Consider the following 13,677-nt stretch of genomic DNA (forward strand, 5'->3'; position numbering starts at 1 on the left):
CGATGGCATCCATGTCGGACGACCGCGAGACCGATGGCGACGCCGAGCTGATCGGCCGCCTTCGCATCATCGAGGAGCAGCCGCTCGACGCGCGCGCCGGCGCCTACGCGGCGCTGCACGACGAGCTGGCGCGACGCCTCGAATCGGGGTCGTCGGCGCCGGCGGACGGATGAGCGGCCGGCTGGATGCCGAGCTCGCGGCACGGGGACTCGCACGATCGCGCACGCATGCCGCGCAGCTGATCGCAGACGGCTTGGTCGCCGTGGACGGACGGGGTGTAGTCAAGCCGTCGATGCGCGTCGAGGACGATTCGCGCATCGAGGTCGCCGTCGTCGACCACTACGTGAGCCGTGGCGCGCACAAGCTCCTCGCGGCGCTCGACGCGTTCGCCGTCGATCCGGCGGGTCGGGTCACGCTCGACCTCGGCGCGTCGACCGGCGGGTTCACCCAGGTGCTGCGCGAGCGGGGCGCGAGTCCCGTGATGGCCGTCGACGTCGGGCACGGGCAGTTGTCCCCAGCCGTGGCGGCCGACCCGGGAGTGGTGTCGGTCGAGGGGTATAACGTGCGGTTCATGACCGCCGCCACGCTCGCCGCCGCGACCGGCGTCGAGGAACGCCCGAGCGTGATCACGGGCGATCTGTCGTTCATCTCTCTCCATCACGTCCTCCCCGCCGTCGTCGCCACGGCCGCTCCTGCCGCCGACGTGGTGCTGCTGATCAAGCCGCAGTTCGAGGTCGGCCGTACGGCGGTGAAGGGCGGTCTCGTCACCGACCCGGCACTGCGGTCGGACGCGGTCCACGGCGTGCTGTGGGCGGCGTGGGACGCGGGCCTGCGGACCGCGGGCATCATCGCCTCGCCCATCGTGGGCACGCACGGCAACCAGGAGTACGTGGCGTGGTTCTCGGACACCCGGGGCACCGACCCCTCAGAATGGGAGAGCACCGTGACCCGACTGACCGGAAGCCGATGACCCCCAGCCAACGCAGAATCCTGCTCGTCGTCCACGCCCGCCGCGACGATACCGTCGAGGCGGCGCAGCGCGTGCTATCCGCCGTGCGCGCCGCGGGGGCGATCCCCGTCGTGTCGGCGGAGGATCGGCCCGAGCTCGCCGAGCGGTTGTCCCTCGCGGGTGTCGAAACCCTCGGTGTCGACGTCGGCGTCGACGACCTGGAGTTGGCGATCGTCCTGGGCGGCGACGGCACGATCCTGCGCGCGGCCGAGACCGTCCGCGGCGGCACGGCACCGATCCTCGGGATCAACATGGGTCACGTCGGATTCCTCGCCGAGATCGAGCGTGACGACATGGACGATGCCGTGCGCCGGGTGATCGCCCGCGACTACCGCGTCGAAGAGCGCCTCGCCCTCGCGGTGAAAGTGCTCGACGCCGACGACCGCGTGATCTTCGAGACGTGGGCGCTGAACGAAGCCACCGTTGAGAAGGCGAGTCGTGAGCGCATGCTCGAGGTCGTCATGGAGGTCGACGGGCGTCCGCTGTCGTCCTTCGGATGCGACGGCATCGTGATGGCCACCCCCACCGGGTCGACGGCCTACAACTTCTCCGCCGGTGGCCCGGTCATCTGGCCGACCGTCGAGGCGATCGCCGTCGTGCCGTTGTCTGCGCACGCGCTGTTCGCTCGTCCGTTGGTGGTGAGTCCGGATGCGACCGTCGCGGTCGAAGTCCTCGAGCGCACCAGCGGCAGCGGCATCCTGTGGTGCGACGGTCGCCGCTCGCACGAACTCCCGCCCGGGGCCCGCGTGGTGGTCCGGCGGTCGTCACGGCCGGTGCGTCTGGCACGTCTGCACCCGGCGGCGTTCACCGAGCGTCTGGTGCGGAAGTTCCGCCTGCCGGTCACCGGCTGGCGTGGCGCCCTCGGGGGCATGCCGTGATCGAGGAGATGCGGTTGCGCGACCTCGGTGTCATCGCTGACGCGACGCTGCCGATCGGACGCGGGTTCACCGCCATCACCGGCGAGACGGGCGCGGGCAAGACCATGGTCGTCACGGGTCTCGGGCTCCTCCTCGGCCAGCGCGCCGATTCGGGTGCGGTGCGCTCCGGCGCCGCCCAAGCGGCGGTCGAGGGCGTGTGGGTGGTTCCCGAGAATGGGCCGGTCGCCGCACGCGTTCGCGAAGCCGGGGGAGACGTCGAGCCGCTCGGCGGCGGGGCGGCCGAGCTGTACCTCGGCCGCACGGTGTCGAGCGAGGGTCGTGGCCGTGCGACCGTGGGCGGTCGGACCGCGCCCGCGGGCGTCCTGGCGGATCTCGCGGACGACCTCGTCGTCGTGCACGGTCAGTCCGATCAGTTGCGGCTGCGCTCGGCATCCGCCCAGCGCGACGCGCTCGACCGCTTCGGCGGCGAGCCGGTCGCGGCCGCGCGAGCCGCGTACCGGACGGCGTGGGACTCGTGGCGGACCCTGGATGCGGAGCTGTCGACGCTCACCGCCGACCGCGACGCCCGCGCTCGCGAGGCGGAGGAGTTGCGTGTCGCGATCGCCGAGATCGAGGCGGCGGAGCCCATCGCCGGCGAGGAAGAAGAACTCGAGCGTCGCGCGGAGCGCCTCGCGAACGCGGAAGAGCTCCGCATCGCCGCCGTGAGCGCGCACGCGGTGCTCTCCAGCGACGACGACACCCCCGACGTCGTGACGCTCCTCGCCGAGGCGCGTCGGGCGCTCGAACGAGTGTCGGGCAGCGACGCGGCGCTCGCGGTCATCGGCGAGCAGGTCGCCGACCTCGGCTACCGTGCGACCGACGTCGCCGTGGCGCTCTCGGGCTACCTGGCCGACCTCGACGAGTCGGGGCCGCACGAACTCGCGGCGGTCGACGAGCGGCGAGGCGTCCTGGCGACTCTCGTCCGTGCGCACGGATCCGTGGATGCCGCGATCGCGCTCCTCGAAACCGGCTCGGCCCGTCTGCTCGAGCTCGACGACGACAGCGACCGCATCGAACGACTCGGCGCGCAGCGCGACTCCGCGGCCGCCGAGCTCGACGCCGCAGCCGAAGCCCTCACCGCCGCGAGGCTCGAAGCCGCCGCTCGCCTCGGCGCCGCGGTCACCGAGGAACTGCACGCCCTCGCCCTGCCCGACGCGAAGCTGACCGTCGAGGTCACGCCCTCGCCCACGCCCGGCGCGCACGGACGTGACGACGTCGCGATCCTGCTCGCCCCGCACCCGGGAGCCGATCCGCGTCCCGTCTCACGCGGCGCGTCCGGCGGTGAGCTCAGCCGCGTCATGCTCGCGATCGAGGTCGTCATCGCGGGTGTCGACCCCGTGCCGACGTTCGTCTTCGACGAGGTGGACGCCGGTATCGGCGGGGCCGCGGCGATCGAGGTGGGGCGACGACTCGCCCGGCTCGCCGAGTCGTCGCAGGTCATCGCGGTGACCCACCTCGCCCAGGTGGCGGCCTTCGCGGGCAACCACCTGACCGTGGTCAAGGGCAACGACGGTGCGGTGACGGCATCCAGTGTCCGCCGCCTGGAGGGCGCCGAACGCGAGGCGGAGATGGCGCGTCTGCTCTCGGGGCTCAGCGATTCCGAGGCTGCGCTCACCCACGCGCGCGAGCTGTTGGAGACCGGCCGAGCGGTGCGCTGACCCCCGTCTCACGACACGGGATCGTCACGCCGAGGTGACACGGGTGTCGGTGGCCGATGCCAGACTTCCCTCAACGCGCGGCGCGCTCCGCGCGGCCATCCTCGGAGACGACTGATAGGATCGAAGCCCGTGATGCAGACTTCGGACGCGGGACATTCAGACGACAACACCACGGCATCGACCTTCACGACGAAGCACATCTTCGTGACCGGAGGAGTGGTTTCGTCACTCGGGAAGGGCCTGACGGCGGCAAGCCTCGGCAACCTCCTCACGGCGCGGGGTCTCCACGTCGTCATGCAGAAGCTCGATCCCTACCTCAACGTCGACCCGGGGACGATGAACCCCTTCCAGCACGGCGAGGTGTTCGTCACCGACGACGGGGCCGAGACCGACCTCGACATCGGTCACTACGAGCGCTTCCTCGACATCGAGCTGAGCCAGGCGGCCAACGTCACCACCGGTCAGATCTACTCGCAGGTGATCGCGCGCGAGCGCCGTGGCGAGTACCTCGGCGACACGGTGCAGGTCATCCCGCACATCACCGACGAGATCAAGCGTCGTATGCGTCTGCAGGCGACCGAGACGCCGCAGCCCGACGTCATCATCACCGAGATCGGTGGCACCGTCGGCGACATCGAGTCGCAGCCCTTCATCGAGTCTGCGCGTCAGATCCGACACGAACTCGGCCGCAAGAACGTCTTCTTCGTGCACGTGTCGCTCGTGCCGTTCATGGGCGCCTCGGGGGAGCAGAAGACCAAGCCCACGCAGCACTCGGTCGCGGCGCTGCGCTCCATCGGCATCCAGCCCGACGCTCTCGTGCTCAGAAGCGATCGGCCGGTCACCGAGTCGAACAAGCGCAAGATCGCGCTGATGTGCGACGTCGACGAGGATGCGGTCGTGAACGCGGTGGACGTTCCGAGCATCTACGACATTCCGACGATGCTGCACGACCAGGGCCTCGACTCCTACATCGTCGACGCGCTCGGCATCGACAAGGCCGCCGACGTCGACTGGTCGCGGTGGCAGCGCGTGCTGCAGGCGGTGCACAACCCCAAGCACGAGGTCACCATCGGCCTGGTCGGCAAGTACATCGACCTCCCGGATGCCTACCTGTCCGTGACCGAGGCCATCAAGGCGGGCGGCTTCGCGCAGGAGACGCAGGTCAAGATCACGTGGATCCCGTCCGACCTGTGCGAGACGCCCGAGGGCGCGGCCAAGGCGCTGTCGACGGTCGACGGCATCATCGTTCCGGGTGGCTTCGGCATCCGCGGGATCGAGGGCAAGCTGGGCGCGCTGCGCTTCGCGCGCGAGCAGGGCATCCCGACCCTGGGCATCTGCCTCGGCCTGCAGTGCATGGTCATCGAGTACGCGCGCACCGTCGCGGGTCTCGAGGGGGCGTCGTCGAGCGAGTTCGACCCCGACACCGTCCACCCCGTCGTGGCGACGATGGCCGAGCAGATCGACATCCTGCAGAGCGGTGACCTCGGCGGCACGATGCGTCTGGGCCTGTACCCGGCCGACCTGGCCGAGGGATCGCTCGCGGCCGAGGTGTACGGCGCGGAGCGCGTGTCGGAGCGGCACCGTCACCGGTACGAGGTCAACAACTCCTACCGTCAGCAGCTGAGCGACGCGGGTCTGGTGTTCTCGGGGCTCAACCCCGACCTCGACCTCGTCGAGTACGTCGAGCTGCCGCGCGACGTGCACCCGTACTACATCGCCACGCAGGCCCACCCCGAGCTGCGCTCGCGTCCCACGCAGCCGCACCCGCTGTTCCGCGGGCTCGTGGGCGCGGCGCTGGAGCGTCACCGTTCGAGCGAGCTGTTCGACGTCGAGGAGGACTGACGTGGAGTCGCTGCGCGACGAGCCCGTCGACCTGGAGGTCGTCGCCAGCGACCTCGTGTATCGCGGAGCGGTGTGGGACGTCCGGTCCGACACCGTCCGGTACGGCGACGACGAGATGACCCGCCAGTACGTCGAGCACCCGGGCGCGGCGGCTGTCGTCGCACTCGACGACGACAACCGCGTCGTGCTCATCCAGCAGTACCGGCAGCCGATCAAGGCGCGCGACTGGGAGATCCCGGCGGGCCTCCTCGACGTGGCGGGCGAGCCGCCGCTGGAAGCGGCCAAGCGGGAGCTGACCGAAGAGGTCGATCTCACCGCCGAGCGGTGGCAGCATCTCGTCTCGATCCACACGACGCCGGGGGGGAACGACGAGGTCGTTCACCTCTTCCTCGCCCGCGGACTCTCCACCGTCGTCACCGGCTATGAGCGCGAGCACGAGGAGTCCGACATGCGCGTCGAGCGGGTTCCGCTCGCCGACGTGATCGACGGTGTGCTCGCGGGGCGTCTGCGCAACGGCATCCTGGCCACCGGTGTGCTCGCCGCCGCCGAGGTGCTGCGCCGCGAGGCCGCGTCGGCCTGACGTGAAGCTCGAGCGCGCCGTCGAGACGTACCTGCGGCACGTCGCGCTCGAGCGAGGGCTGTCCGACCACACCGTCGCCGCGTACCGCCGCGACCTCACCGTCTACACGGCGTGGCTGGGGGAGCGGGGCATCTTCGACACGGATGCCGTGACCTCGGCGCTCGTCGCCGAGTTCGCCGCCGAACGTGCCGCCGCCGAGCCGCCGCCCGCGGCCTCGTCCCTCGCGAGGCTGCAGTCCTCGGTGCGCGGGTTGCACCGGTTCCTCGTGCGCGAGGGGCAATCCGACGATGATCCGAGCGGGCGGCTGCGCCCGCCCAAGGCTCCGCGACGGCTGCCGAAAGCGCTGTCCATCGGCCAGGTCGAACAACTCCTGGATGCCGCGGGCCCCGCGCCGGGATCGGTCGACGCGACCGCCGCCGAACCGTCCGCCGTGCGCGACCGGGCTCTGCTGGAGCTGCTGTACGCCACCGGTGCGCGCGTGTCCGAGATCGTGCAGCTCGATGTCGATGACACCGCGCACGGCGACGTGTTGCGGGTGCGGGGCAAGGGGGCGAAGGAGCGCATCGTCCCGGTCGGGTCGTACGCCCGCGCGGCGGTCGAGGCGTACCTGACGCGCGTGCGACCGGGATGGGCGACGAAGGGGCGGGCGACGCCCCGGCTGTTCCTGGGGGTGCGCGGTGCGCCGCTGTCGCGTCAGAGCGCGTGGCTCATCATCCAGGGTGCCGCGGAGCGGGCGGGTCTCACCGCGCACGTCTCCCCGCACACCCTCCGACACTCCTTCGCCACGCACCTGCTGCAGGGCGGCGCCGACGTCCGTGTGGTGCAGGAACTCCTCGGGCACGCCTCGGTGGCCACGACGCAGATCTACACGCACGTTTCGGTCGATGCGCTGCGCGACGTCTACGCCACGGCGCACCCGCGGGCGCGCTGAGCCACAGCGCGCTGCGGGGGCGGGGCGGCCATCGCGTGGGGCGCTCGCGCACAACCCCGGTCACGGGGCCCGCGGGTCGCCGGGCGAGCGGCGGGGCGGCGAGTAGACTCGGCAGGGTTATGACGAAGGCGGGAGACTCGGTGTCGGCGAGCACGAAGGGGACGGCGAAGAACGAGGACGAGGTCATCCTCGGTCCCACGGGCCGCCCGTACCAGGGATTCCCCACCCCGCCCGCGCTCTCCAGCCACGGCCCCGCGCGCATCATCGCCCTCTGCAACCAGAAGGGTGGCGTCGGCAAAACGACGACCACGATCAACCTCGCGGCCTCGCTCGCCGGGTACGGACGCCGTGTCCTCGCGATCGACTTCGACCCGCAGGGTGCGCTGTCGGCCGGGCTCGGCATCCAGACGCACGACATGCTGACGATCTACGACCTGCTGCTGGACACCAAGCGCGACCCGCGGGATGCGATCGTGCAGACCCGCGTCGAGGGTCTCGACCTGATCCCGGCGAACATCGACCTGTCGGCCGCCGAGGTCCACCTCGTCAACGAGGTCGCGCGCGAAACGATCCTCGCCCGCGTGCTGCGCAAGGTCGCCGCCGACTACGACGTCGTGCTCGTGGACTGCCAGCCCTCGCTCGGCTTGCTCACGGTCAACGCGCTCACCGCGGCGCACGGCGTCCTGATTCCGCTCGAGTGCGAGTTCTTCGCGCTGCGCGGCGTCGCGCTCCTCATCGAGACGATCGACAAGGTGCGCGACCGCCTCAACCCCGCCATCGAATTGGACGGCGTGCTCGCCACGATGTACGACCCGCGCACGCTCCACTCGCGCGAGGTGCTCGAGCGCGTGGTCGAGGCGTTCGGCGACGACGTCCTCGAGACGGTCATCGGGCGCACCGTGAAGTTCCCGGATGCCTCGGTCTCCGGCATGCCGATCACGGAATTCGCGCCCGAGCACGCCGCCGCACAGGCCTACATGCGGCTGGCGCGGGAGCTGGTCGCCCGTGGCGCCGTCGCCTGACGACAGCACCGCTGCCACGACGCCGGACGACGACTCCGCCGTCGACGCGGTCTCGCCGGGCTTCCGTGTGTCGCTTCCGGTGTTCGACGGGCCGTTCGACCTGCTCCTCAACCTCATCTCCGCGCACGAGCTCGACATCACCGAGGTCGCACTAAGCCGCGTGACCGACGAGTTCATCGCCTACCTGCGGGCCCTCGGCCCGGCGGGCGACCTGGACGAGGCATCCGAGTTCCTGGTCGTGGCCGCGACGCTGCTCGACATGAAGATCGTCGGGCTCCTGCCGCAGGGCGAGCTCGTGGATGCCGAGTCGGTGGCGTTGCTCGAGGCTCGCGACCTGCTGTTCGCGCGTTTGCTGCAGTACCGGGCCTTCAAAGAGGTGTCGGCGTGGTTCGCCCGCTGCCTGCAGCGGGAGGACCGCCGCCACACGCGGAACGTGCGCCTCGACGAGAAGTACCGGAGCGCCGTCCCGGAGCTCGTGTGGACGCTCAACGCCGAGGACTTCGCAGCGCTCGCCGTCGTCGCCCTCGCCCCGAAGCAGCCACCCACCGTCGGCCTCGACCACCTGCACGCGCCGCTCGTGAGCATCCGCGAGCAGGCCGCGATCGTGGTGACGCTGCTGCGCGGATCGGGGACGCTGAACTTCCGCGACCTCGTCGCCGGTGTGACGCAGACGGGGGTCGTCGTGGCGCGCTTCCTCGCGATCCTTGAGCTGTACCGCCACGCCGCGCTGTCGTTCGAGCAGCTCGAACCGTTGGGGGAGCTGACCCTGCGCTGGACCGCCGAGAGGTGGTCGGAAGAGAACCTCGCCGCCCTGGGAGCCGACTATGACCGATGACACCGTGGCCGAGACACCCGCCCCGGCGCCCGCCCGACCGCACGACACGGCATCCGTCGCCCGTCGGCTGGAGGCCATCCTGCTGATCCTGGACGAGCCGCAGAGCCTCGTCTCGCTCGCCGCGGCCGTCGCGGCACCCGTTCCCGCGGTACGGCAGGCGATCGAGGGACTCGTCGCCGATTACGACGGTGAGACCGGAGGCCCGCGACGCGGCTTCGAGCTGCGCGAGGTCGGGGGCGGGTGGCGGCTCTACGTCCGCGAGGAGTACGACGACGTGGTGGGGGAGTTCGTCAACACCCAGGCCCCCTCGCGCCTGTCGCAGGCGGCGCTGGAAACGCTGGCCGTCATCGCGTACAAGCAGCCCGTGACGCGGGGGCAGGTGGCATCCATCCGCGCCGTGAACGTCGATTCGGTCGTGCGGACGCTGCTGGCCCGCGGCCTCATCACCGAGGTCTTCACCGACCCCGACACGGGGGCGATCCACTACGGAACGACCGACCAGTTGCTGGTCAACCTGGGCATCAACTCGCTCGACGAGCTGCCCCACATCTCGCCGTTGCTCGACGACGGCGCCGACGGATTCGACGGAGAGGTGCTCAGATGAGCGAAGAGGGCGTACGCCTGCAGAAGGTGCTCGCCAACGCGGGGGTCGCCTCGCGTCGGGTGTCGGAGCAGATGATCGTCGAGGGGCGCGTGCGCGTGAACGGCGCCGTGGTGACCGAGCTCGGCTCGCGCATCGACCCGGAGAGCGACCTGGTCGACGTCGACGGTGTCGCCGTGCAGCTGGACGCCTCGAAGCGGTACGTCATCCTCAACAAGCCCACCGGGGTGGTCAGCTCGATGAGCGACGACCGCGGGCGGCCCGACCTGCGACGCTTCACCGGGGAGTGGGAGGAGCGGCTGTTCAACGTGGGACGCCTGGATGCCGACACGAGCGGGCTCCTCGTGCTCACCAACGACGGCGACCTCGCCCACGTGCTCGCGCACCCCTCGTTCGGCGTCACCAAGGTGTACATCGCGAAGGTCGAGGGGCTCGTGACGCCGCAGACCATCGCGCGCCTGACCAAGGGCGTCGAGCTCGAGGACGGACACATCGCGGCCGACAAGGCGCGCCTCCTGGATGCCTCGCAGGGGGCGAGCCTGGTGGAGCTCACGCTGCATTCCGGGCGCAATCGGATCGTCCGACGGATGATGGCCGAGGTCGGTCATCCGGTGGTGGAGCTGGTGCGTCGGCAGTTCGGGCCGCTCCACCTGGGAACTCTCCCGGTGGGGAAGGCCCGCGAGTTGACTACAGTAGAACGCGGCGCACTGCTCACGCTGTCTCGTCGAGACGGCGACACTCCGGCCGCTCCGGCCGAGTGACCGTCGGGCGCCGCGCGGTGCGAATGCCACCGCCAGGGCAGCAGGAGACCCGATGATCGAAGCGAACGGAACGCCCGCGCGCGCGGACGCGCCCTTGGCGACCCGGACGAGCGGCACCGTACGGGTGGTCGGATCGGGACTGCTCGGTGCCAGCATCGGCCATGCGCTGACCGCCCGCGGTGTCGACGTCGTGCTCGCCGACACGTCTCCGTCGCAGCTGCGCCTCGCGATCGATTACGGCGCGGGCCGCGCCGAGCGGGACGACGATCGTCCGTCGCTCATCGTCGTCGCCGTGCCGCCGGACGTCGTCGCCGACGTGGTGCAGCGCGAGCTCGCCGCTCACCCGGATGCCGTCGTCACCGACGTCGCGAGCGTGAAGCTGGATCCGCTGCGCACCCTCCGCTCGCGCGGCGTCGACCTCACCCACTACATCGGCTCGCACCCGATGGCCGGGCGCGAGCGCGGGGGAGCCATCTCCGCGCGCGCCGACATCTTCGTCGGGCGTCCCTGGGTCGTCTGCCGCGACGGCGAGACGTCCGCCCGTGACCTGTCACTCGTGGAGGGCCTCGCCCTCGACCTCGGCGCGACGCTCATCGAGATGACCCCCGAAGAGCACGACGAGTCCGTCGCGCTCATGTCGCACGTTCCCCAGCTGGTGGCGAGCCTGCTGGCCGGCCGGTTCGTCACCGCTCCCGACGGCTCGCTCCGGCTCGCGGGGCAGGGAGTCCGGGACACCACCCGCATCGCGGCGTCCGCCCCCGAACTGTGGGTGCAGATCCTGGGCGCGAACGCGGCGCCGGTGGTCGACGTTCTCGACGACCTCGCCGCCGACCTCGCCGACGTCGCGGACGCGCTCCGCAACTTCGACACTCCCGGTGCCCGTCGGGCCGTGGCCGACACCATCCGCCGCGGCAACGACGGCGTGGAGCGCCTGCCGGGCAAGCACGGCCAGAACCGCCGGTTCGACTCCTTCGTCGTCATGGTCGACGACACCGCCGGTCAGCTCGGGCGCCTCTTCGGCGAGCTGGGCGACCTCGACGTCAACGTCGAAGACCTGCGTCTCGAGCACTCGCCGGGGGCTCCCTTCGGCCTGGCCGAGATCAGCGTCGTTCCCGACGCCGTCCACCGAGCCGTCGACGGGCTCCAGCAGCGCGGATGGCGGATTGCGAGCACCACCCATGACTGATTCCCTCACCAAGCCCTCGCTGGGCGCGCCCGCGACCGTCGTGGCGATCGACGGACCCGCGGGAAGCGGCAAGTCGAGCGTTTCGCAGGCCGTCGCCACGCGCCTCGCCTTCGGTTTCCTCGACACCGGCGCCGCGTACCGCGCTCTCGCGTGGCACGCGCTCGAGCACGGCAGCGACACCTCCGACGCCACCGCAGTCCTAGAGGTCTTCGGCGACTTCGACTACGCGATCTCGCTCGACCCGGCCGACCGCTGGGTCCGTGTCGGCTCGACCGACGTCACCACCGCGATCCGCGAACCCCGGGTGACGGATGCCGTGAGCGGCGTGGCCCGCGTCCCCGCCGTGCGGCAGGCGATCAACGACCTGTTCCGTCGGCTTGTGGCATCCTCGGGTCTGCGCGGTGTCGTGGTCGAAGGCCGCGACATCACCACGGTCGTGTATCCCGACGCGCCCGTGCGCATCCTGCTGACCGCCGCCCCCGAGGTGCGCGCCGCCCGGCGCAGCGCCGAGGTCACCTCACAGGACGCCGCCGCCGTCGCCGCCGCGCTGTACAAACGCGACGCGGCCGACTCCACCGTCGTCGACTTCCTCACCGCCGCCCCCGGCGTGCAGGTGGTCGACTCGACCCACCTCGATTTCGAACAGACCGTCGACGCCGTGCTGAACGTCGTCGACTCCACGATGGGAGCCCGCGATGGGCGTTGAAGACGAGTACGAAGGCGGGCCCGACCAGCTCGCCGAGAAGATGGCCGAACTCGATGAGGTCCTGGCCGAACAGCGCGCTCAAGCGCTGCGCGCCGGCCTCGAGGACTTCGACCTCGACGAAGAAGATGCGCAGCTCCTCGCGGGCCTCGCGTCGGGCGAGGACGGCATCGAGTTCCTGCCGGCGCTGCCGGTGGTCGCGATCGTCGGCCGCCCGAACGTGGGCAAGTCGGCGCTGGTGAACCGCATCCTCGGGCGCCGTGAGGCCGTCGTCGAAGACACCCCCGGTGTCACCCGCGACCGCGTGACCTACAAGGCCGAGTGGCTCGACCGCCGGTTCTCGCTGGTCGACACCGGTGGCTGGGAGCCCGACGCGCGCGGCATCGACCGCTCGGTCGCCGCGCAGGCCGAGGTCGCGATCGACCTCGCCGACGTGGTCCTGTTCGTCGTGGATGCCACGGTGGGCGCGACCGCGACCGACGAGCACGTCGTGCGGCTGCTGCGCAAGACCAAGAAGCCCGTGTTCCTCGTGGCCAACAAGGTCGACGACGCCCGCCAGGAGCCCGAGGCCGCGGCCCTGTGGAACCTCGGACTCGGTGAGCCGCACCCCGTCTCCGCCATCCACGGCCGCGGCGTGGCCGACCTGCTCGACGAGCTCATGAAGGTGCTGCCGCAGATCTCGGCGGTGGCGAAGTACGAGATCGGCGGCCCGCGCCGCGTCGCGATCCTCGGCCGACCCAACGTCGGCAAGTCGTCGCTGCTGAACAAGGCCGCAGGCGAAGAGCGCGTCGTCGTCAACGAGCTCGCGGGCACCACCCGTGACCCCGTCGACGAGGTCGTCGAGCTCGGCGGCAAGCTCTGGACGCTCGTGGACACCGCCGGCATCCGTCGTCGCGTGCACCTGCAGCAGGGCGCCGACTTCTACGCGTCGCTGCGCACCTCGACCGCCCTGGAGAAGTCCGAGGTCGCCGTCGTCGTGCTCGACGTGTCGCAGTCGATCAGCGTGCAGGACCTCAACATCATCGACCTCGTGCTCGAGTCGGGGCGCGCGCTCGTGCTGGCGTTCAACAAGTGGGACCGCCTGAACGACGACGACATGGAGAACGCCGACCGCCGTCGCTACCTCGAGCGCGAGATCGAGCAGGACCTCGCGCACGTGACGTGGGCTCCGCGCGTGAACATCTCGGCGCGCACCGGCCGTCACCTCGACAAGCTCGTCCCGGCGCTCGAGACGGCGCTGGAGTCGTGGGATCAGCGCATCCCGACCGGCAAGTTCAACGCCTTCCTCGCCGAGCTCGTCGCCGAGCACCCGCACCCGCTGCGCGGCGGCAAGCAGCCCCGCATCCTGTTCGGCACGCAGGCGTCGACGCGGCCGCCGACCTTCGTGCTGTTCACGACCGGGTTCCTCGACCCGGGCTACCGCCGGTTCATCCAGCGGCGCCTCCGCGAGATCTATGGCTTCGAGGGCACCCCGATCGTGCTGAACATGCGCATCCGCGAGAAGCGCCAGCGCTGAGCTGCCACGAACGCCCCGGTTTCGGCCGGGGCGTTCGTGCGTGCGGGGATCGTGGCCGTGGCGGGGTGCCGTCGTGGGTCGGTACCGGGTGTCGTGCGCGTCATGTCCCGCGGTGG

Annotated in this window: 14 protein-coding genes; all 14 read left to right on the top strand. The window is 71.1% G+C overall.

What is annotated here, in order from left to right; translation table 11 throughout:
• The first annotated feature begins 11 nt into the window (after positions 1 to 11).
• On the top strand, positions 12 to 173 hold the full coding sequence (locus tag AC3WLZ_RS05670; RefSeq protein WP_492469380.1) for a hypothetical protein: 162 nt from the start codon (positions 12 to 14) through the stop codon (positions 171 to 173).
• Positions 170 to 970: a TlyA family RNA methyltransferase gene (locus AC3WLZ_RS05675; RefSeq protein ID WP_492469382.1), complete on the top strand. Its 801-nt coding sequence runs from the start codon at positions 170 to 172 to the stop codon at positions 968 to 970. Before AC3WLZ_RS05670 ends, AC3WLZ_RS05675 begins: the two co-directional genes overlap by 4 nt.
• On the top strand, positions 967 to 1,887 hold the full coding sequence (locus AC3WLZ_RS05680) for an NAD kinase (protein WP_412924114.1): 921 nt from the start codon (positions 967 to 969) through the stop codon (positions 1,885 to 1,887). The genes AC3WLZ_RS05675 and AC3WLZ_RS05680 overlap by 4 nt, the downstream gene beginning before the upstream one ends.
• Positions 1,884 to 3,584 carry a DNA repair protein RecN gene (gene recN, locus AC3WLZ_RS05685; protein ID WP_492469384.1) on the top strand — a complete coding sequence of 567 codons (1,701 nt, stop codon included), beginning with the start codon at positions 1,884 to 1,886 and terminating at the stop codon, positions 3,582 to 3,584. The genes AC3WLZ_RS05680 and recN overlap by 4 nt, the downstream gene beginning before the upstream one ends.
• Positions 3,585 to 3,716: 132 nt before the next feature.
• Positions 3,717 to 5,426 (top strand): CTP synthase, encoded by a 1,710-nt coding sequence (gene pyrG, locus AC3WLZ_RS05690; RefSeq protein WP_412924116.1) that lies wholly within the window; start codon positions 3,717 to 3,719, stop codon positions 5,424 to 5,426.
• Position 5,427: 1 nt separating this feature from the next.
• Complete coding sequence (locus tag AC3WLZ_RS05695; RefSeq protein WP_412924117.1) at positions 5,428 to 6,006, top strand: NUDIX domain-containing protein; 579 nt, start codon at positions 5,428 to 5,430, stop codon at positions 6,004 to 6,006.
• A 1-nt stretch (position 6,007) separates the two neighbouring features.
• Complete coding sequence (gene xerD, locus AC3WLZ_RS05700) at positions 6,008 to 6,937, top strand: site-specific tyrosine recombinase XerD (protein ID WP_492469386.1); 930 nt, start codon at positions 6,008 to 6,010, stop codon at positions 6,935 to 6,937.
• A gap of 119 nt (positions 6,938 to 7,056) precedes the next feature.
• Entirely contained in the window at positions 7,057 to 7,959 is a 903-nt protein-coding gene (locus tag AC3WLZ_RS05705; RefSeq protein WP_492469388.1) for a ParA family protein, read from the top strand.
• Entirely contained in the window at positions 7,943 to 8,794 is an 852-nt protein-coding gene (locus AC3WLZ_RS05710; RefSeq protein ID WP_492469389.1) for a segregation and condensation protein A, read from the top strand. Before AC3WLZ_RS05705 ends, AC3WLZ_RS05710 begins: the two co-directional genes overlap by 17 nt.
• On the top strand, positions 8,784 to 9,398 hold the full coding sequence (gene scpB / locus AC3WLZ_RS05715; RefSeq protein ID WP_412924121.1) for an SMC-Scp complex subunit ScpB: 615 nt from the start codon (positions 8,784 to 8,786) through the stop codon (positions 9,396 to 9,398). The genes AC3WLZ_RS05710 and scpB overlap by 11 nt, the downstream gene beginning before the upstream one ends.
• A complete protein-coding gene (locus AC3WLZ_RS05720) occupies positions 9,395 to 10,156 on the top strand; it encodes a pseudouridine synthase (RefSeq protein ID WP_412924122.1) in 762 nt (253 codons plus the stop codon). Before scpB ends, AC3WLZ_RS05720 begins: the two co-directional genes overlap by 4 nt.
• A 52-nt stretch (positions 10,157 to 10,208) precedes the next feature.
• On the top strand, positions 10,209 to 11,342 hold the full coding sequence (locus tag AC3WLZ_RS05725; protein WP_412924123.1) for a prephenate dehydrogenase: 1,134 nt from the start codon (positions 10,209 to 10,211) through the stop codon (positions 11,340 to 11,342).
• Positions 11,335 to 12,048, top strand: coding sequence for a (d)CMP kinase (cmk, locus tag AC3WLZ_RS05730; protein ID WP_492469392.1), 714 nt, complete (start codon positions 11,335 to 11,337; stop codon positions 12,046 to 12,048). Before AC3WLZ_RS05725 ends, cmk begins: the two co-directional genes overlap by 8 nt.
• Positions 12,038 to 13,561, top strand: a complete 1,524-nt coding sequence (gene der / locus AC3WLZ_RS05735) for a ribosome biogenesis GTPase Der (RefSeq protein ID WP_138177425.1) — start codon at positions 12,038 to 12,040, stop codon at positions 13,559 to 13,561. Before cmk ends, der begins: the two co-directional genes overlap by 11 nt.
• The last annotated feature ends 116 nt before the right edge of the window (positions 13,562 to 13,677 follow it).

The sequence above is a fragment of the Microbacterium sp. FW305-3-2-15-F-LB2 genome (assembly GCF_058787255.1).